This window comes from Sphingomonas cremea (assembly GCF_021502585.1).
Taxonomy (GTDB): domain Bacteria; phylum Pseudomonadota; class Alphaproteobacteria; order Sphingomonadales; family Sphingomonadaceae; genus Sphingomicrobium; species Sphingomicrobium cremea.
Genome location: NZ_JAKFGM010000002.1, coordinates 45,842 through 65,335 on the forward strand (window position 1 = coordinate 45,842; position 19,494 = coordinate 65,335).

General features: G+C 63.1%; 17 protein-coding genes. 9 read left to right on the forward strand and 8 right to left on the reverse strand.

Going from position 1 to position 19,494, the window contains the following annotated elements:
• Positions 1–28 precede the first annotated feature (28 nt).
• Positions 29–832, reverse strand: a complete 804-nt coding sequence (locus LVY65_RS06610; RefSeq protein ID WP_235067235.1) for a COG4705 family protein — start codon at positions 830–832, stop codon at positions 29–31.
• Between the two features lie 156 nt (positions 833–988).
• Here LVY65_RS06610 and LVY65_RS06615 point away from each other — a divergent pair, with 156 nt between their 5' ends.
• Together LVY65_RS06615 and LVY65_RS06620 are read left to right on the forward strand one after the other, a co-directional pair.
• The gene (locus tag LVY65_RS06615) at positions 989–1,711 is read left to right on the forward strand and encodes a head GIN domain-containing protein (RefSeq protein WP_235067236.1); all 723 of its coding nucleotides are present in this window, start codon (positions 989–991) and stop codon (positions 1,709–1,711) included.
• Positions 1,712–1,759: 48 nt separating this feature from the next.
• Positions 1,760–2,467: a GIN domain-containing protein gene (locus LVY65_RS06620; RefSeq protein WP_235067237.1), complete on the forward strand. Its 708-nt coding sequence runs from the start codon at positions 1,760–1,762 to the stop codon at positions 2,465–2,467.
• A gap of 10 nt (positions 2,468–2,477) precedes the next feature.
• On the opposite strand, the gene LVY65_RS06625 is transcribed toward LVY65_RS06620, so the two are convergent.
• Together LVY65_RS06625 and mgtE are read right to left on the reverse strand one after the other, a co-directional pair.
• Positions 2,478–2,876 carry a DUF1489 family protein gene (locus LVY65_RS06625; protein ID WP_328282496.1) on the reverse strand — a complete coding sequence of 133 codons (399 nt, stop codon included), beginning with the start codon at positions 2,874–2,876 and terminating at the stop codon, positions 2,478–2,480.
• 39 nt (positions 2,877–2,915) lie between these two features.
• Positions 2,916–4,337, reverse strand: a complete 1,422-nt coding sequence (gene mgtE / locus LVY65_RS06630; protein WP_235067238.1) for a magnesium transporter — start codon at positions 4,335–4,337, stop codon at positions 2,916–2,918.
• A gap of 120 nt (positions 4,338–4,457) precedes the next feature.
• Between mgtE and LVY65_RS06635 the strand changes: the two genes are divergently transcribed.
• Positions 4,458–4,913 (forward strand): peptidylprolyl isomerase, encoded by a 456-nt coding sequence (locus LVY65_RS06635; protein ID WP_235067239.1) that lies wholly within the window; start codon positions 4,458–4,460, stop codon positions 4,911–4,913.
• Positions 4,914–5,684, forward strand: a complete 771-nt coding sequence (locus LVY65_RS06640) for an SDR family NAD(P)-dependent oxidoreductase (RefSeq protein WP_235067240.1) — start codon at positions 4,914–4,916, stop codon at positions 5,682–5,684.
• On the opposite strand, the gene LVY65_RS06645 is transcribed toward LVY65_RS06640, so the two are convergent.
• Positions 5,674–7,578 (reverse strand): adenylate/guanylate cyclase domain-containing protein, encoded by a 1,905-nt coding sequence (locus LVY65_RS06645; RefSeq protein WP_235067241.1) that lies wholly within the window; start codon positions 7,576–7,578, stop codon positions 5,674–5,676. The genes LVY65_RS06640 and LVY65_RS06645 overlap by 11 nt on opposite strands.
• A 313-nt stretch (positions 7,579–7,891) precedes the next feature.
• On the opposite strand from LVY65_RS06645, the gene LVY65_RS06650 reads away from it, so the two are divergent.
• Positions 7,892–10,216, forward strand: coding sequence for a CDC48 family AAA ATPase (locus LVY65_RS06650; protein WP_235067242.1), 2,325 nt, complete (start codon positions 7,892–7,894; stop codon positions 10,214–10,216).
• Here LVY65_RS06650 and LVY65_RS06655 read toward each other — a convergent pair.
• Entirely contained in the window at positions 10,205–11,509 is a 1,305-nt protein-coding gene (locus LVY65_RS06655; RefSeq protein WP_235067243.1) for an MFS transporter, read from the reverse strand. The two genes, LVY65_RS06650 and LVY65_RS06655, sit on opposite strands and share 12 nt — an antisense overlap.
• Positions 11,510–11,780: 271 nt before the next feature.
• On the opposite strand from LVY65_RS06655, the gene LVY65_RS06660 reads away from it, so the two are divergent.
• Positions 11,781–12,299, forward strand: coding sequence for a class I SAM-dependent methyltransferase (locus LVY65_RS06660; protein WP_235067961.1), 519 nt, complete (start codon positions 11,781–11,783; stop codon positions 12,297–12,299).
• Here LVY65_RS06660 and LVY65_RS06665 read toward each other — a convergent pair.
• On the reverse strand, positions 12,296–13,456 hold the full coding sequence (locus tag LVY65_RS06665; RefSeq protein ID WP_235067244.1) for a phospholipase D-like domain-containing protein: 1,161 nt from the start codon (positions 13,454–13,456) through the stop codon (positions 12,296–12,298). The two genes, LVY65_RS06660 and LVY65_RS06665, sit on opposite strands and share 4 nt — an antisense overlap.
• 138 nt (positions 13,457–13,594) lie before the next feature.
• Between LVY65_RS06665 and rpoZ the strand changes: the two genes are divergently transcribed.
• Positions 13,595–13,936, forward strand: a complete 342-nt coding sequence (rpoZ, locus tag LVY65_RS06670) for a DNA-directed RNA polymerase subunit omega (protein ID WP_235067245.1) — start codon at positions 13,595–13,597, stop codon at positions 13,934–13,936.
• A 63-nt stretch (positions 13,937–13,999) separates the two neighbouring features.
• On the opposite strand, the gene LVY65_RS06675 is transcribed toward rpoZ, so the two are convergent.
• The gene (locus LVY65_RS06675; protein WP_235067246.1) at positions 14,000–14,524 is read right to left on the reverse strand and encodes a winged helix-turn-helix transcriptional regulator; all 525 of its coding nucleotides are present in this window, start codon (positions 14,522–14,524) and stop codon (positions 14,000–14,002) included.
• Positions 14,525–14,617: 93 nt separating this feature from the next.
• Between LVY65_RS06675 and LVY65_RS06680 the strand changes: the two genes are divergently transcribed.
• Entirely contained in the window at positions 14,618–14,941 is a 324-nt protein-coding gene (locus LVY65_RS06680) for a CC_3452 family protein (RefSeq protein WP_235067247.1), read from the forward strand.
• A gap of 117 nt (positions 14,942–15,058) precedes the next feature.
• A complete protein-coding gene (locus LVY65_RS06685) occupies positions 15,059–17,149 on the forward strand; it encodes a RelA/SpoT family protein (RefSeq protein ID WP_235067248.1) in 2,091 nt (696 codons plus the stop codon).
• Here LVY65_RS06685 and LVY65_RS06690 read toward each other — a convergent pair.
• Positions 17,146–19,443, reverse strand: a complete 2,298-nt coding sequence (locus tag LVY65_RS06690) for an NADP-dependent malic enzyme (RefSeq protein ID WP_235067249.1) — start codon at positions 19,441–19,443, stop codon at positions 17,146–17,148. The two genes, LVY65_RS06685 and LVY65_RS06690, sit on opposite strands and share 4 nt — an antisense overlap.
• Between the last annotated feature and the right edge of the window lie 51 nt (positions 19,444–19,494).

Consider the following 19,494-nt stretch of genomic DNA (forward strand, 5'->3'; position numbering starts at 1 on the left):
TGCATCGGCAATGGATCGCAAACGAACGTCAGGAAGCCGTGGCCCTTTGCCCGTCAGGCTGGCTTCCGGCCCGTTGCGGCACGAGCAAGATCAGGGCGACAATCGCAGCGGCAAGGACAGCTGACGCCAGTGGTCTACTAAAGTCCAACCCGCCATTCGCGACAGGTTTGTCGAGGAAATCCCCGACCGTCGCGCCCAGGGGTCGAGTGAGGATGAAAGCGGCCCAGAAAAGAAAGACATGGCTTATCTTCGTGCCAAAATAGGCGATGCTCAGCATTGCCAGGGCCGCCCCAAAAAGCAGCGCGCCGCCGGAGTAACCCAAGCCAGCATCGGCAACCCAGTCGCCAAGCGCGGTGCCCAGCGTCTGGGAAAATGTAATGGTTATCCAGTAGAAAGCTTCCGCCTTTGGGCTGACCACGGTCCTGACATCGACGCTTCCAAGCGCTCGGTGCCAGGCAAAAAGCGATGCGGCGACGCAGGCAAACAGCAAGAGGGAGCCGCCGACATAGCCGATGCCGAGCGAGCGGTCGGCAAAGTCCGCCAAGGTGGTCCCCGCGGTGGTGGATGCGGCGATGGTCGCCCAGTACAGCCAGGGGTTGAACGCGCGTGCCCTGATCTGCGCCCAGACCAGGATGACCAGCAGCGCACCGAAAATAGCAGTGCCGATCAAATAGCCGTTTTGCACCGGGTGCGACGTGGTTTCACCAAGCCAGCTCATGGTGACCGCGTCGCCAGCCGTTTCGCCAAGGGTCGTCGCCAGGATTTTGATAACCCAGAAACCGAGCGTTATCGCGGGAACCTTGCTCAACGCTTCGACACGGTCATCGTCCATTGCGAGGGAGCCTTATGAAATACGCCGCAACCTTACATCACAGTGGTCGGCGCAGCGAATTTCCGCAATGGGTCGAAGAAGGCGCCCTTCTTTGGCGTTGCGCTTCCCGCCTGCATTGGTGTATTATATATGCAATACGCTAAAAGGAGAGTGTTCATGACCGTTCGTTTCGCCACCGCTGCCATTGTCACGCTTCTTGCCGGCGCATGCCATGTTACGGCCGATGCCGAGGAGCGAGATCCGGGCCCGCAGGTCACCCGCAGCTACCAGGTCGGGGCGTTCGACAAGCTGGCGGTGGCGGGCCCCTACGAGGTCAATGTCGTGACCGGCGGCAAAGGCGGAATCACCGCCAAGGGCGGTGAGAACCTGCTGGCCGAGACCGATGTGGTGGTCGAGGGCGACACGCTTAAGATCATGCCCAAGAAGCATAAGGGCATCCGCTGGAGCTGGAAGAGCGGCAAGGCCGTGTTCACGGTCAATGCCGCTGCGCTCCACGGGGCGTCGATCGCGGGATCGGGCGGCGTCAATGTCGACAAGGTCGACGGCGATTTCGACGGCGACGTCGCAGGATCGGGCGACCTCAAGGTGAATGGAATTTCCGGCGGCAAGGTCAAGCTGTCGATTGCCGGATCGGGCAATGTCGATGCAGCGGGCAAGGCCGACAGCGTCGACCTGTCGATCGCCGGTTCGGGTGACCTGCGCGCCGGCGGGCTTGCCAGCCGAAGCGCCGACATATCGATCGCGGGATCGGGCAATGTCGCCGCCAACGCCAGCGACAGCGCCGATGTGTCGATCATGGGATCGGGCGATGTCGAGGTGACGGGCGGCGCGAAATGCAAGGTGTCCAAGGCGGGATCGGGCAATGTCCGCTGCGGCTAGGGCGGTGAACTTGACGCTTCGTTAACCATCTGGCGCGAGGATGGGCGGATGATCGATCGCATGCCCATTCTTGCGCTACTAGCGCTCGCCAGCCTGCCTGCCGCCGCTACGCCGCCCAACAGCCAGCGCAATTATTCCATCACCGACTTCGACCGAATTCGCCTGGACGGGCCATATCAGGTCGAGCTTCGGACCAACGTCTCACCCTATGGGCGAGCGATCGGCCCGGCCGCTTCCCTCGACGGCGTTTCCATCGGTGTCGAGGGACGCACCCTTGTCGTCAGGGCCGGAAGCGGCAGCTGGGGCGGCTATCCGGGGCAAGCCCAGGGGCCCGTGACGATCGAGGTTGGCACGCATGACCTGAGCACCGCCTGGATCAATGGATCCGGCGGTCTCCACATCGATCGGGTGAAAGGGCTGAGCTTCGACCTTGCCATCCAGGGTGCGGGTTCGGCCAAGATCGACAACGCCGACGCGGACAACGTCAAGGTCGGCATTTCGGGCGCGGGAAGTGCCCGGCTGGGCGGCAATTCGAAGAAGCTGACCGCGATCGTCCGCGGCACCTCCGCCCTGGAGGCGGACGGGTTGACGGTGAAGGATGCGGTAATCGGCGCCGAAGGCCCCGCCACGATTCGCGTAACCGCGACCGAGACCGCCAAGATCGATGCGCTCGGCCCTTCGTCGGTGACGATAAGCGGAAAGCCCGCCTGCACCGTCAACGCGAAGGGATCCGCCGTAATTACCGGATGCGAGTGAGCGCGGCCGGCTAAACCAGCGCTAGCGCAGCCAGTTTTGCATACATTGCCGGCGGCAGTTCGCTGAGGCCGCTGCCGTCGTCCTCGCCGCTGGGCGCATCGGATATTTCGAGATAACGCCAGCCCTGGTGCGCTCGCTTGGGCGTGGGAGTGACGATGCTGAGCTCGGCCGAGCAGACGATGTTGATCCGCCCGTCACCGCGATCTTCGAAGCGCAATATCTCCTGCCGGGCCACGATGCGGTGCTTGACGATCCAGTGGAGCGAGCCGCCCACCAGCTCCTCCATCCGCTTGGGCCGCATGCGGGTCGGCACCCGGACTTCGCCCTTGCTGGCACGCCGGGCGATGCGGTTCTGAAGCGCCTCGACGCTGGCGCAACCGACGGCGACCTTGGTGAGGTGGAGAGGCACCAGAATCAAGTGACCGGATTGCGCCGGAAATTCAAGCAGCTAGCCGGTCAGACCGGTTAATGCGGCAAGGCCGAGGAAGCTGAAAAAGCCCATGCAGTCGGTGGCAGTTGTGACGAACACGGCGGATGAGACCGCCGGGTCGATTTGAGCGCGATCAAGCATGACCGGGACAAGGATGCCGGCAAGGCCCGCTATCAGATTGTTGATGACCATCGCCGAGCCCATCACAACGCCCAGCAGCGGATTGCTGAAGATCAACCCGACGCCCGTTCCGATGAGAATTCCAAGCGACAAGCCATTGGAGAGGGCGATGGTCAGTTCCCGACCGAACATCCGCATCGTGTTGGACGAGGTAAGTTGGTTGGTTGCCAGCGCGCGCACCGCGACCGCGAGCGTCTGGGTGCCGGCGTTGCCGCCCATCCCCGAGACGATCGGCATCAATACGGCCAGCAGTGCAAATCGGCTGATCTCGCCTTGGAAAAAGCCAACCACACTGGAGGCCAGAATCGCCGTGCCGAGATTGATTATCAGCCAGGTCAGCCGCGTCCGGACGGTCATCGCGATCGGCTCGTTGATGTCGCCATCACCGGCACCGGACAGCAGCAGCACGTCCTCACCGGCCTCTTCCTGGATGATGTGCACGATGTCGTCGACGGTGATCATGCCGACCAGCCGGCCGCTGGGATCGACCACCGCGGCCGAGATCAGCGCATATTTCTGGAAGCGAAGTGCCACTTCCTCCTGATCCATGTCGACCGGGATCAAGGTCTGCTTGCGCGACATGATTTCGCTCACCCGGATCGCGCGCGAAGAGCGGAGAATGGTTGAAAGCTTGCAGGTCCCGACCGGATGGTGGTCGGGCGAGACCACGAACACTTCCCAGAAATCGGTGGCCAGTTCGTCCGACGAGCGGAGATAATCGATGACCTGGCCGACCTTCCAATGTTCCGGCACCGCGATCAGGTCGCGCTGCATCAGGCGACCGGCGGTCTCCTCCGGATAGGTCAGCGCCTCTTCGACGGCGGCGCGATCGTCGGGCTCCATCGCGCGGAGCACCGCGCGCTGCTCGTCCTCCTCAAGGTCCTCGATCAGGGCGACGGCGTCGTCGGTGTCGAGCTGGGCCGCGAGATCGGCCACTTGCTGCGGCTCCATCTCGTCGATCATGTCTTCGCGGACGTGCTCGTTAAGCTCGGCATAGACGTCGGCATCGACGATGCCCGCAAGCGCCTCGATCAGGTCGGCACGCTCGTCGCCCGGCGCCAGTTCGATCAGGTCGGCAATGTCGGCCGGGTGAAGCTCGGACACCAGCGCGCGCGCGGTCTCGTCATCGCCATCGGCGACCGCGTCGAGGACTTCACGCACGAATTCGGGACGAAGCCGATCCTCTTCGTCGTGGACCCGGTCTTCCTGGGGGTGACCCGGCTCATGCGGCGGGGTGGCGATGATGTCGCTGTCGCTCATGCGCCTGTTCCCCTCGCCGGACTGCTGTTCGTGGCGCATCCCTATGCCCGTGGGCCCACTGGCGCAACCCGGCCCGCGCGCCTACATGGCGGCCTCATTTCCATACCCGAGGACGATAAGATGGCCAACGCCGATACCCTGACCTTCACCCTGTCTACCGGCGGCGATGTCGTCATCAAGCTCCGCCCCGACGTTGCGCCCGGCCATGTCGAGCGGATCACCGGGCTGGCCAAGGACGGCTTTTATGACGGAGTGCTGTTCCATCGGGTCATCCCGGGCTTCATGGCCCAGGGCGGCGACCCGACCGGCACCGGAATGAGCGGAAGCAAGCTCCCCGACCTCAAGGCCGAATTCAACGATGTGCCGCACGTACGCGGCACCTGCTCGATGGCGCGCACGTCCAACCCGAACAGCGCCAACAGCCAGTTCTTCATCTGCTTCGACGATGCCGGCTTCCTCGACAACCAATATACGGTCTGGGGCCAGGTCGAGAGCGGCATGGAATATGTCGATGCCCTGCCGGTCGGCGAGCCCCCGCGCGAGCCCGGCAAGATCGTCAAGGCGACTGTCGCCTAAATGGCCGCAGGCGTCGCGCTGATCACCGGCGCCTCGGCCGGGCTGGGCGTCGATTTCGCCCGGCAATTGTCGGCGAAGGGCAAGCGGCTGGTCCTCGTCGCCCGGCGCAAGGACCGGTTGGACGCGCTGGCGGCCGAGCTTGGCAATGCGCGCTCGATTGGCGAGGATTTGAGCCTGCCCGGCGCAATCGACCGGCTGATGGCCGAACTCGCCGCGCATGGCGAGCATGTCGAGCTGCTCATCAACAACGCCGGCTTCGGACTCACGGGCCGCTTCGCGGAGCTCGACGGCAAGCGCCAGCGACAGATGATCGACTTGAACTGCGGCACGTTGACCGAACTTGCCTATGTAGTGCTGCCCGGCATGGTCGAGCGGAGGTCGGGTGCGATCCTTAACGTCGCCTCGACCGCCGCATTCCAGCCGGGACCCGGCATGGCGGTCTATTTCGCGACCAAGGCGTTTGTCCTGTCTTTCAGCGAAGCGCTGCATGAAGAAGTCAAACGGCACGGCGTGATCGTCAGCGCGCTCTGCCCCGGACCAACCGCGACGGAGTTCGGGGAAGTCGCCGGGTTCAAGCCCTCGGGTCCCTCAGCGAAGCTGTTCGTCGACATGGCGGCCGTTTCCGCGTCCGTTGTCCGGGCGGGGCTGGCGGGGCTGGAGAAACGCCAGGCCATCGTCGTGCCCGGCATGATCAACAAGGCCACTGCACAAGCCCACCGCTTCTTCCCGCGAAGTTGGGTCCGTCGAATTGCTGGAACAATCAAGCTGTAACCGGCTTCCCACCTATCCGCCCGACCTCCTCGGCCAATGCCGGGTAACGCGAGTGGTCGCGGATCACATCAAGATCCGCGTCATGCAAGAACCAGTTTTTCTGTTCCGATCCAGCCTCCTTCACCCATTCATATAGAAGGTCGATGGCCTGATCGAATTCGCCCAGCACGGCATATGTGCAGGCGGCATTGTAGCGGGCACCGTTGTCGTTCGGGTCAATGATCATGACCCGTTCGAGCCACTTCAGCGCTTTCTCCTTCTCACCAAGCTGGGCGAGCGCGCAGGCGCCAAGTTGTGCGGGGCGGCTGCTTTCGGGGTGAACTTGAAGCTCCTCCTCCGCGCGCTTCACCCCCATCCGTAAATAATGCATTCCCTCGTCGCCGCGGCCGAGGCTGCGCAGCACCTGCTCAAGCAGGAGCGGGGACTGGCAATCATCGGGCCGAATTTCGAGAGCGCGCATATAATGTTCGGCAGCCTGCTCCAAATTGCCCTGGGTTACACAAAAGCGCGCATAAAACAGATGCGCCTCGAAGTTGTTGGGGTCCAGCTCGAGGGCACGCTCAAAGGCGACCGCGGCCTCTTCCTTGCGCATGCTGGCATTCAGTGCCTCGCCTTGGGCCGCATAAGCTTCGCCGAGGTTAGGATCGAGTTCAAGCGCCTTGGCCGCGATCGACAATATCTCATCGAGGTCGATCGGAACCTTATGCCAGGTTTTGAGCCGCGAATCGCAGCTCGCCATCCCGGCATAGGCACGAGCATAATTGGGATCAACTTCGACTGCCTTGGCGAACATCTCGCGCGCCAAGAAGAGAGATGCCTTTGTAAAATTGTGAGAGAACTGGCGGCCCTTTAGGTAGTAATTATAGGCCTCGACATCCGCTGTAGGGGCCTGGGTGATCGCCTTTTTTTCCTTGGGTAAGAGCCGAATCTTGAGCTGTTCGACAATCGACTGGGTGATTTCGTCCTGGATGGCGAAAATGTCGGTCAGGTCGCGATCGTAGCGGTCTGCCCAGAGGTGCCCGCCGTTGGTGCCGTCGATCAACTGGGCGTTGACCCGCACCCTCTGCCCCGCCTTGCGAACGCTGCCTTCCAAGAGGAATTTTACGCCGAGATCGGATGCGACCTTCTGCAATTGCGGGGACATGCCCTTGTAGCCGAAACTGGTATTTCGTCCGACGACGAACAAGCCGGAAACCTTGCTGAGGTCAGTGATGATGTCCTCGGAGATCCCGTCCGAGAAATATTCCTGCTCCGGATCGCCGCTCATATTGTTGAACGGAAGCACCGCGATCGACGGTTTGTCGGCGTCGGCGACAACCGTCTGCGCGGCGCTCTGCGAGCGGGACGGTGCGTCGCCCAGAAGCACGTTGTACACGCGCACCGGAAATTCGATATTCTTGAGCTGCTGCTCACCGATATCCTCGAAAGTCAGTTCAAGCCGATTGCCGACGTTGTCCCGGACCGATTGCGACACGGCGACGCCACCTGGCTTGGCGACGCTTTCCAGCCGTGCAGCAACATTGACCCCGTCGCCAAATATATCATCGTCATCGACGATTACGTCGCCGAGGTTGATACCGATGCGAAACTCGATCCGGCGGTCTTCGGCGATCGCAGAATTGCGGACCGGCATTTCCCGCTGGATTTCCGTGGCGCATTCGACCGCATTCACAACGCTTGGAAACTCGATCAGCATGCCGTCGCCCGTCAACTTGACGATGCGTCCCTGATGCTCGGAGATCGAAGGGTCGATGAGTTCGGCGCGATGGCTTTTGAGGCTGGTGAGCGTGCCAACTTCGTTGGCGCCCATCAGGCGACTGTAACCGACCACGTCGGCGGCCAAAATTGCGCTTAGTCGGCGTTCCATTCGGCGGACGACCCCCAACTCAAGCATTTTCCTAGCACATTAGACCCCGTTCGCCACTCCCCGTGCAATCAAGTTGAATCGTCATTCATCTCGCACATGCGATTTCGCACTTGCGAAGTCGATTGTGCAGTGCGATAAATAACTCGCCTTTCGAGGCATCCTCTCCTGAACTTCCGGCCGGGCAGCAACGTCCGGCCTTTTTTTTGGCTCGTTCCGCCCCCAGATTGAACCTCAACGCCCCGCCGCCGTTCCCATATTCGGCGGGGGACCCCATCAAAGTAGTACTTTGATGGGAGCCCGTTTTGGGCCAGTTTTCCGGCAATGTTTGGAGAGGCAACGGATGGCGACTGTCGATACAATGGTCAGGCGCGTGCAGGTAGCCAACCTGCCCCCAGCTGATAGCGGACGCGGCGTAGCGCGCTTGCCCCTCAAGCTGATGGAGGAGCTTGGCCTCAAGGAAGGCGACGTCATCGAGATTGTCGGCAAGCGCTCGACGGCCGCCCGCGCCATCCGGCCTTACGGAGAGGACGAAGGGCTCGACATCATCCGCCTCGACGGCCTTCAACGCGCCAATGCCGGAGTCGGCTCGGGTGATTTCGTCGAGGTTCACAAGGCGGCCAGCAAGCCGGCAACGCGCGTCGCCTTTGCCCCGGCCCAGAACAATATCCGCCTCCAGGGCTCGGCCGAAGCGCTCAAGCGCAGCTTCGAAGGACGGCCGTTCTGCGAGGGCGATACCGTGTCGACCTCCGGGCACCAGCGGGTCAATGCCGACATGCCCGAGCATATCCGGCAATTGCTCAATGCGCCGGCGTTCGCGCTTCAGGAAATCCGGCTGACGGTCGTTTCGACCACCCCGCGCGGGATCGTCCACATCGACGAGAAGACCCAGGTCGAACTGCTTTCCGAATTCACCGAAAAGAAGGAAGGCGAGCGGCGCGCCGACGTCACTTACGACGACCTTGGCGGGATGAGGGACACGATCGACCAGCTTCGCGAAATGGTCGAGCTGCCCTTGCGTCATCCGGAGCTGTTCCAGCGCCTTGGGGTCGACCCGCCCAAGGGCGTGTTGCTGCACGGCCCGCCCGGAACGGGGAAGACGCTGCTGGCGCGAGCGGTCGCCAATGAGAGCGAGGCGCAATTCTTCCACATTGCCGGCCCCGAGATCATGGGATCGGCATATGGCGAGTCGGAGAAGAAGCTGCGCGAATTGTTCGAGCAGGCCTCCCAGAACGCGCCGTCGATCATCTTCATCGACGAAATCGATTCGATCGCGCCCAAGCGCGACCAGGTTAGTGGCGAGGCCGAGAAACGGCTGGTCGCACAGCTGCTCACCCTGCTCGACGGGATCGAGCCCAGGCAGAACCTGGTGGTCATCGCCGCGACCAACCGGCCCGAGGCCATCGACGAGGCACTGCGCCGTCCCGGCCGCTTCGATCGCGAAATCGTGGTCGGCGTCCCCGACGAGCATGGCCGTCGGGAAATCCTGGGCATTCATACCCGCGGAATGCCGCTGGCCGACGGGGTCAATCTGGATGAGCTGGCGCGCCGCACCTATGGCTTCGTCGGCGCCGACCTGGCTGCACTGACCCGCGAGGCAGCGCTTGAAACCGTCCGGCGGATCATGCCCAAGCTCAACCTTGCCGACCACACTATCCCGACCGAGGTTCTCGACACCTTGTCCGTCGAGGCCCACGACTTCGACAATGCGCTGAAGCGCGTCCAGCCGTCGGCGATGCGCGAGGTGATGGTGCAGGTGCCCAACATCGGCTGGGACGATGTCGGCGGGCTGGATGAAGCGCGCGACAAGCTTCGCGAAGGCATAGAGCTGCCGCTCCGGCACCCCGATGCGTTCAAGCGGATCGGCATCCGCCCGGCCAAGGGTTTCCTGCTCTATGGTCCGCCCGGTACCGGCAAGACCATGCTGGCCAAGGCAACGGCGCGCGAGAGCGAGGCCAATTTCATCGCCACCAAGTCGAGCGACCTCTTGTCGAAATGGTATGGCGAGAGCGAGCAGCAGATCGCCCGACTGTTCGCCCGCGCCCGCCAGGTCGCACCGACCGTCATCTTCATCGACGAGCTCGACAGCCTGGTTCCTGCCCGCGGCGGCGGGATGGGCGAGCCGCAGGTCACCGAGCGGGTGGTAAATACCATTCTCGCCGAGATGGACGGGCTGGAGGAGCTCAACAATGTCGTGCTGATCGGCGCGACCAACCGGCCCAATTTGATCGACCCCGCGCTGCTAAGGCCCGGACGATTCGATGAGCTGATTTATGTCGGCACGCCCGATACTGCCGGACGCCGCCGGATCCTGGCGATCCACACCAAGGGCATGCCGTTGGCCAAGGACGTCGATCTGGAGTCATTAGCCCAGCGGACCGAGCGGTTCACTGGCGCAGACCTGGAAGACCTGGTGCGCCGCGCGGGCCTTACCGCGCTGCGCCGCGCCCTCGACAGCAAGGAGGTGACGAAAGCCGATTTCGAAGCTGCGCTGTCGGAAACCCGGGCCTCGGTCACCGAAGAGATGCTGACCGATTATGCCCGTATCCAGGAAACGCTGAAATCCGACGCGGTGAAGCCGGTCGGCGGGATTGGCTTCGTCCTGCCGGGCATGCTTCGTCCTCGCGGCCCAGGCAAGGTCGAGCCCAAGCCAGGCTCAGGCAGCTAGCTGCCGACGTCCCCATAGCAGCAGGCCGAGGAGCAGCGCCGCGCCAACCGCAAACGGCCAGTGGGGATCGGCGGCATAGAGCAGCATGCCGATGCCCGGCGCGGCAACGTAGCTGATCCCATTCGCTGCGGTGACCACTCCGGCAACGCCGCCCTGCTCGGCCAGCGGAACGGCAAGGCTCGCACCGCCGGTGAAGCCGGGGCGGGTGAAGCCGAAGCCGAGGCTGGCGACGCCAAAGCCGAGCACCAGCCCGTAAAGCTCATTCGCGGCCATTGTCACCAACAGCCCCGCCGCCGCAATCAGGCCGCCCCACAGGATCAGCGCGCGAGGGTTAAGGCGCAGGCGAGGTATCAAGGCCCATTGGGCCGCCAGGGTCGCCGCAGCCCCCGCCATCATCACGATCGCAATCGACTTTTCCGATCCGTGCGGCGCCAGGTGTAGGCGGTCGATCACGAAAAATCCCAGGCAGGCGAGCGTCGCCGCCTGGGCGTGGCCGGCAATTACCCCGGCAATGATCCAGTTGCGGATGCGAGGATCGTTCCATTTGAGCCGCGGCCCCTTGGGCGACGTGGCGGCAATGACGCTGGCGCCGGTTGGCGAACTGCCGAGCGACGGATAGCTCATGGCCGCGCCATGGCCTGCCCGCCTCCCGTGGCGCGGCTTCTTGTCGTCGGGCAGGCCGCCCAGGATCGCGGCGAATACCACCACCGCAATGGCGGCAAAGGCGAACAAGGGACCGGCAAGGCCGACGATCGGAAGAACGAATAGCGGTGCGAGCGCAGGGCCGACGATCGTCCCAAGGCTGAAGCTGCTCGATAGTGCCGACAGCGCCTCGACTCGCGCCGAACGCCGGGTGCGCGCGGCGAGATAGGCCTGGGTCGCGCTGGGGGTCGCGCAGCCCAATGAGCCGTACAGCGCGCGGCAAACGGCAAAGGCGGCGAAGGTCAGGCCGCCGGCCAGCACGCCCTCAAGCCCAGCAAGCAATGCCAGTCCGCACAGGGTCATGGACGCGATGAAGCCTCCGACTCCGAGCAAAGTGAGCGCCTTGCGGCCATGATGGTCGCTCTGCCGCGCCCAGAAGGGGGCGAGCGTTACCCACAATACCGCCGACCAGGTGTAGGAAACCGTCACCCAGAAATCCGAGATGCCGATTTCACGCCCGATGGCTGGCATGACCGATTGCAGCGCAGTGTTGCCGGCCGCGGCGACCAGCATTGCGGCATAGAGCAGGAGGAAATGCGGCGTGGTGAGCGCGCTTCCGGCGACGCGAGGGCGGGAAGGAACCAGCTGCATGATGCCGCCCTAGGGTCAGCTCATCCCTCCGGCAAGGTCGTCCTCACCTCTCCCTCGGGTCGCCAGACCGTGCGTGATAGCAGCCCATTTGCCTTGCCAAGCGCCTGCCGATTTGCCAACGCCTTGGGCCCTCGCGAATTTTTTGGAGCCCGTCTTGAACGCCACTCGAGCCACTCAGCTGAACGGCAAGCGCCGCCACGGCCTGCGTGCCGGCCGCGATCGCAAGAGCCCGCGCTGGCAGTTCCTGAGAGGGTTCCTCAAGCACCCGGTGATGGTCGGATCGGTCATCCCTTCAAGCCGCATCCTGATCGACCGGATGCTGAAGCCGGTCGACTGGTCGGCGACCAAATTGTTCGTCGAATATGGACCGGGCGTCGGGACCTTCACTCGCCCGATCCTCGAACGGCTTGGTCCCGATGCGAAATTGATCGCGATCGACACCAACAATGATTTTATCGACTATCTCAACGGCGACATCGACGACGACCGGTTCATCGCCATCCATGGTTCCGCCGCGGATGTTGAAAAGATCATCGCCGAGCATGGCTTCGACCATGCCGATTATGTCCTGTCGGGCCTGCCCTTCTCGACCCTTCCGCCGGGTGTCGGCGAGGCAATCGGCGCGGCAACCGGCCGCGCGATCCGCAACGGCGGCGCTTTCCTGGTTTATCAGTTCAGTCCCAAGGTGCGCGATTTCATTGCCCCGCATTTCGAGCGGATCGATCGGGGCTTCGAGTGGATCAACGTTCCGCCCGCAACCCTGTTCTGGGCCTGGCGCGACCGCGCCTAAACGCGCCCGAAATTCAGCCGCCGAGTGATCGTATAATCGGCACTGGTCACCAGGAAGAAGCTGATCGCTTGGATTATCCGGGTCCACCACCCCGACCGCTTGCGGTGAAGCGCCGGAGTGATCGGCAGGCTGTCGGCAAGTTCATGCTCGAAATAGGTTCGGAGCAGCATCGCGAAGGCCGGATCGTCGACCCGGAGCATCATCTCAAGGTTTAGATAAAGGCTGCGGATGTCGAAGTTGGACGAGCCGATGTGGACGATGTCGTCCAGCACCACCAGCTTGGAATGGAGCTTGGTCGGCTGATACTCGAATATCTCGACCCCGCGGCGGAGCAGGTTCTTGTAGGTGTAGCGCGCGGCGGCGATGGTCGCATGATTGTCGGATTTGGCGGCGGTGACGATCCGCGCCCTGCCTCTTCGCCCGATCCGCCCGATCCGTCGCAGCATCGCCCAGGTCGGCGCGAAATAGGCTGCGATCATTTCAACGTCGCAGCTCGATAGCAGGTCGCGCGAGGTCGCCCGCGCCCAGGGCGAAAGTCCGCGGGTCGGGCCGCCGAAGGTCCATTGGAGCTTGCCGTGGCTCTCGCTGTAGCGGTGGACGATGCGGTTCAGCACGCGGATCCTGGCGCCCTTGGTGAGCACCCAGGCAATCAACTCGTCATAATAAGGCGCGAGACGCGCGGCCGCGGGACCTTCGACCAGCAGTCCGAGATCACGCCATGCGCCTTCCTCGACGGTGCCGAAGTAGCTGTCTTCGATGTTGAAGCCGCCGATCATCACTTTGATGTCGTCGACAAGGGTCAGCTTCTGGTGGTTGCGGATGAGGTACCGCCGCCCGAAGCTGGGATGGAAGCGGCAGAGCATTAGGCCCTTGGCGACCAGCGGATCGAAGAAATGTTGCGGGACATCATATCCGAAGCCATCGATCAGGAGCGACACCGTGATCCCTCGATCGAGCGCCCGCTCCATCGCTTCATGGATAAGGTGGCCCGATTTGTCGTCGCGATAGATGTAATAGAGCATGCGGATCGACCGCTCGGCTCCGTCGATCAGCCCTAGCAGGGCCTCCAGCCGCTCAGGCCCCTCGGGATGGAGGGTCAGGCGATTGCCGTCGACCAGCAGGCCTCGGTCCTTATCTGATTGGGCGGCGTCGGCCATCAATGCATCCTTGGAGCGAGTGCAGGGCGCTGGCAAGGCAAGGACGAGCAAGAGTTTCGGCGCGATTTCATTGACTCTTTAACCCCTTCTCCCTATCTCGCGCACTTCCCACAGCCCGATGAAGAAAGCGGAGCGACAATGGCGCGCGTGACGGTCGAAGATTGTGTCGACAAGGTTTCCAACCGGTTCGACTTGGTATTGATGGCGGCGCAGCGCGCTCGCCAGATCTCGGGCGGTGCCGATCTCACCATCGATCGCGACCGCGACAAGAATCCGGTCGTGGCATTGCGTGAAATCGCCGAGCAGACGGTGAAGCCAAAGCATCTCGAGGAATCGATCGTTGCCAACCTGCAGCGCGTCCGCGTCGACGAGGACGATGAGACCGATGAGTTGGCGAGCCTCAGCGAATCGGCCGAGGCTCTGCGCCTCACCGCCGCCGCTCCGCCGCGTCCGACCCCGTCGGGTGGCGATTACGAGTGATCGCAGGCTAGTTGATATCGCGATTGAAGGGCGGCCCGTCGGGTCGCCCTTTTCGTTTCGGCGTCAGCCGGGATGCTTGATGCTGGCCCCGGTAACACGGTTGACCCACATCATGTCACCAAGCCCGATCTCACGCCCGTCGGCTGCCTGGACACAGATTCGGCGCACCGGCTTGCCGTCGCGCTTGTCGGCCAGAAAAATCTCCTGGCAGCCATGACCCCAATCCTCGCCCCATTGGCGCAGGGCAAGTACGACTGGCAGCAGTGCTTCGCCCTTGGGCGTCAGGGAATAGACGACCTTCCGCCGGTCATTCGGATCGTGGCTGCGCTCGAGAATGCCGCCCTCGACCAGCTTGGCAAGGCGATTGGACAAGATATTGCGGGCAATGCCGAGGCCGGCCTGGAACTGCTCGAAATGTTCGAGCCCGTTCAGCGCGCCCCGAAGGATCAGAAAAGCCCATTTTTCGCCGATCAGCTCAACCGCCGACGGCAATGGGCAACGAAGCGCGGCCGCCTTGAATGCTTCAATGTCAGGTTCGGCCGTTACGGCCTGGTGACGATTCAACGCTGATGACCTCTCCGACGCCATTTATGCACGATTGAACAGAAAATAACAGTTGCAAGTTGAAACCAGAGTGAGATAAAAGGTTTCATCCCGAAACGCAAATCAACAGAGGTCTTCATGAAGCGCTTCGCCGCTGTTTTCGCCGCCGCCACCTTGCTCGCGGCTCCGGCCGTGGCCGGAACATATACCGCCAAGCCGGTCGCCAAGCCTGCCCAGACCAAGATCATCGGCAAGGACATCAGCTGGACCTGCGGCCCCGACGCCTGCCAGGGATCGACCGATGCAAGCCGACCGCTGGTGCTCTGCCAGGACCTCGCCAAGCGCGCCGGCAAGCTCGAAAACTTTGTTGCCGACGGCCGCGCGTTCGCCGCCGACCAGCTCGCCAAGTGCAATGGTTCGGCCAAGGACGGCGCCGCCACTGCGCTCGCAAAGGTCAATTAACCTCCCCGAGCCGCGCCGCACGCGCGCGACTCCTTCGAGGGCCGGCTTGGCAGCATCGCCGGGCTGGCCCTTTTTTTCGCGCTTGCGAACAGTGGGTGCGCTCCCCACACTGGCCAGGTGCTGAGACAGTATGAACTGGTCGAGAAGATCCGGGCCTATGATCCCGACGCCGACGAGGCGCTGATCAACCGCGCCTACGTCTTCTCGTTAAAGGCACATGGCGCCCAGGTCCGCGCCTCGGGCGACCCTTATTTTTCCCACCCGATCGAAGTTGCGGGCATCCTCACCGACCTGAAGCTGGACGATGAAACCATCGTCACGGCCATCCTCCACGATACGATCGAGGACACGGTCGCGACTCCCGAGCAGATCGAGAAATTGTTCGGCGCCAACGTTGCGCGCTTGGTCGACGGGGTCACGAAGCTCAGCAAGATCGAGGCGCAGTCGGAAAATGAGCGGGCCGCGGAAAATCTGCGCAAGTTCCTTCTTGCGCTGAGCGACGACATCCGAGTGCTGCTGGTGAAACTTGCCGACCGGCTGCACAACATGCGCACCCTCCATCACATTAAGTCGGAGGAAAAGCGCCGCCGCATCGCCAAGGAGACGATGGATATCTACGCGCCGCTCGCTGAGCGGATCGGCATGTATGAGATCATGAACGAGATGCAGGGCCTGGCTTTCAAACAGCTGGAGCCGGACGCCTATGCATCGATCACCCGGCGACTGCAGCAGCTTCACGAGGCTGGCGGAGACCTGGTCAACCGGATCGGACTAGGCCTGCAGCTACACCTCGCTGACCACGGGCTGGAAGCAGAGGTCACCGGGCGCGAAAAGCATCCATATTCGATATGGAAGAAGATGGCCGAGCGGCACATCAGCTTCGAGCAATTGTCCGACGTAATGGCCTTTCGAGTCATCGTCGGAAGCCCCGACGAATGTTACCAGGCGCTTGGGTTGATCCACCAGCGCTGGCCGATGGTTCCGGGGCGCTACAAGGATTATATCTCGACCCCCAAGCGCAACGGTTACCGATCGCTCCACACAACGGTCATCCACGATTCCAAGTCACGCATCGAAATCCAGATCCGCGACAAGGACATGCACGCCCAGGCCGAACGCGGGCTGGCGGCGCATTGGGCTTACAAGGAGGGTCGCCCCAGCGACGAGACCAAGGTGCCCTGGATCTCCGACCTGGTCGAAATCCTCGACCATGCCGGTAGTCCCGAGGAGCTGCTCGAGCACACCCGAATGGCGATGTACCAGGACCGCATCTTCGCCTTCACCCCGCGCGGCGAGCTGATCCAGTTGCCGAAAGGGGCGACCCCGGTCGACTTCGCTTATGCCGTCCACACCGACCTTGGCGACCAGACGGTCGGCGCCAAGGTCAACGGCCGGGTGGTCCCGCTTCGCACGCTTCTCGACAATGGCGACCAGGTCGAAATCCTCGCTTCCGAAGCCCAGCATCCGCAGCCCAGCTGGCTGCGCTTCGTAGTCACCGGCAAGGCCCGCGCCGGCATCCGCCGCTTCGTTCGCCACAAGGAACGCGACGAAACGATCGAACTCGGCCGCAAAATCTATGACGAGATTGTCGCACGGCTTCCCGCCCCGCTTGGCGCCGATGCGCTGAAGCGCGCGGTGAAGACATTGAAGGTCGAGGACAGCGACGCGCTGATGATCAAGATCGCGCGCCGCTCCATCTCCGACTTCGAATTGATGGAAGCGCTGATGCCCGGTTCCGCCGGCGGCGACGTCGCTACTCGTCCGTTAGGCCAGCGCACCGCCATCTCGATCAAGGGGCTGACTCCCGGCGTTGCCTACGATCTTGCCAGCTGCTGCCACCCTATCCCTGGCGACCGCATCGTGGGCCTGAGGCGCGAGGACGAAGGCATCGAAGTCCATGTCATCGGCTGCGACAAGCTCGCCAGCGGGGTCGACGCCGATTGGCTGGACCTGGCGTGGGGCGACAAATCGGATGGCGGAACGGCCCGCCTGGTGGTGATCCTGCGCGATATTGCTGGCGCGTTGGGCGAAATGGCCAGCATCATGGGCGCCAAGGGGGCCAATATCGTCAACTTGGTGCTCGCGCACCGCGACGGCAGCTTCCACACCTTCCACGTCGACGTGGAAGTCCATGACCTGGCCCACCTCCACAGCCTGATCGCTGCACTCCGCGCTGCCGACGGCGTTAGCCAGGTCGAGCGAATCTAGGCTTTCGCCCGCCGCGAAGGCACTTTGCGGATGGCGTCCGCGCCCCCGCCCGCAAGCACCGCAAGTGTCACAAGGTCCGACGTGGTCGCCGTCATCGGCGCGATCTGCACCGGAAGCGACATGCCCATCAGATATGGTCCGAGCGCGATTTCGCCGCCCAGCGCCCTCACCAGCTTCGACGAGATGTTGGCCGACTGGAGTCCGGGCATGACCAGGATGTTGGCCGGGCCGGTCAATCGAGTGAAGGGGTAATATTTGGCCTGCATCTCATGGTTGAGCGCGACGTCGGGGCCCATCTCCCCTTCATATTCGAAGTCGGTCTGAAGCGTGTCGAGCAGCTTTACCGCGTCACGCAGCTCCTCGATGTGCCGGCCAGGGGGATTGCCGAAAGTGGTGTAGCTGATGAAAGCAACGCGGGGTTCCTGCCCCATCCGCCGGGCAAAGGCCGCCGATCTTATGGCGATGCCCGCCAGCTGCTCGGCAGTCGGGCGCTCGGTTACCGCCGTATCGGCGATCAGCACGGTCCGGCCGCCGCGCGCCGCGATGACGTGGATTCCAAACGGAATCGGCCCGTCTTCATCATCGATCACCCACCGGACCTGGTTGAGCGACTGGCTGAAGGGGCGGGTGGTGCCGGTGATCATCGCGTCGCCTTCGCCCAAGGCGAGCATTGCCGCGGTGAAGGTATTGCGGTCCTGATTGACCATTCGCTCGACCGCGCGGCGGAGGAGCCCGTGGCGCTGGTGCTTGGCGTAGATATAATCGACCGCCCGGCCGACCAGCGGCGAATTGCGGCTGTTGAGCACCTCATAGCTCTTGGGATCGTCCACTCCGAGTTCAGCCAGCATGTCGTAGACAGCCTCGCGTCCGACCAGCACCGGCGTGCCATAGCCGCCTTCCTTGAAGGCGATTGCGGCGCGGAGCACATTCGGCTCCTCCCCCTCGGCGAACAACACCCGTTTGGGATTGGCCTTGGCCGTTTCATAGGCAAGGCTCAGCACCGATGCAGTCGGGTTCAGCCGCGCCCGCAACGTTCGTCGATAATCGTCGATATCGGCGATCGGCTTTTGCGCGACGCCGCTGTCCATTGCCGCCTTGGCGACGGCGAGGGGCACGATCTCAATCAGCCGCGGGTCGAACGGGGCCGGGATGATATAGTCGGGGCCGAAGCGATGGCTGACACCGCCATAAGCGGCCGCCACTTCCTCAGGCACCGGCTCCCGGGCCAGTTCGGCCAGCGCATTGGCGGCGGCAATCTTCATCTCCTCATTGATCCCGGTCGCCCGCACGTCGAGCGCGCCGCGAAAGATGAAGGGGAAGCCGAGGACATTGTTGACCTGGTTGGGATAGTCCGACCGGCCGGTCGCAATGATCGCGTCGGGCCGCGCCTTCTTCGCTTCGGGCGGCGTAATCTCCGGGTCCGGGTTGGCCATGGCGAAAATGATTGGGCTTGGCGCCATCTCCATCACCCATTCGGCCTTCAGCGCACCCCCGGCCGACAGGCCCAGGAACACGTCGGCGCCGTTCAGCGCCTCGTGCAAGGTTCGCCGGTCGGTTTCGACCGCATGGGCCGACTTGAACTGGTCGAGGTCGGTCCGGCCCTTATGGATCACGCCCTTGCGGTCGCACATGATGACATGGTCGCCGCGCACCCCCATCGCCTTGATGAGTTCGGTACAGGCAATGGCTGCCGAACCGGCGCCGTTGACCACGACGCGAATGTCGCTGAACTTTCGATCAGTCAGGTAACAGGCGTTGATCAGGCCGGCAGCGGTGATGATCGCGGTGCCATGCTGGTCATCGTGGAACACCGGTATGTTCATTCGCTCCTTCAGCGCCTGTTCGATCAGGAAGCATTCGGGTGCGGCAATGTCTTCCAGGTTGATCCCGCCGAAGCTTGGGCCGAGCAGTTCGACCGCTTCGATGAAGCGCTGCGGGTCGGCGGTGTCGACTTCGATGTCGATCGAATCCACGTCGGCGAAGCGCTTGAACAGCACCGCCTTGCCTTCCATCACCGGCTTGGCGGCAAGCGCGCCGAGATTGCCGAGGCCAAGGATAGCGGTGCCGTTGGAGATGACGGCGACGAGATTGCCCTTGGCCGTGAGGTCATATGCCTTACCGGGATCGGCGGCGATCTCCTCGACCGGGACCGCCACGCCAGGGGAGTAAGCGAGGCTCAGGTCGCGCTGAGTCGCCATTGGCTTGGAGGCAATGATCTCGATCTTGCCGGGCCTACCGCGACTGTGGAAATCCAGCGCCTCGTCGCGCGTGAACTTGACGTTGCTCTCGCTCATTCTCTCTCCTGTTACAGAGGGCTTTAACGACGTTTTGCGCAAAGAGTCACC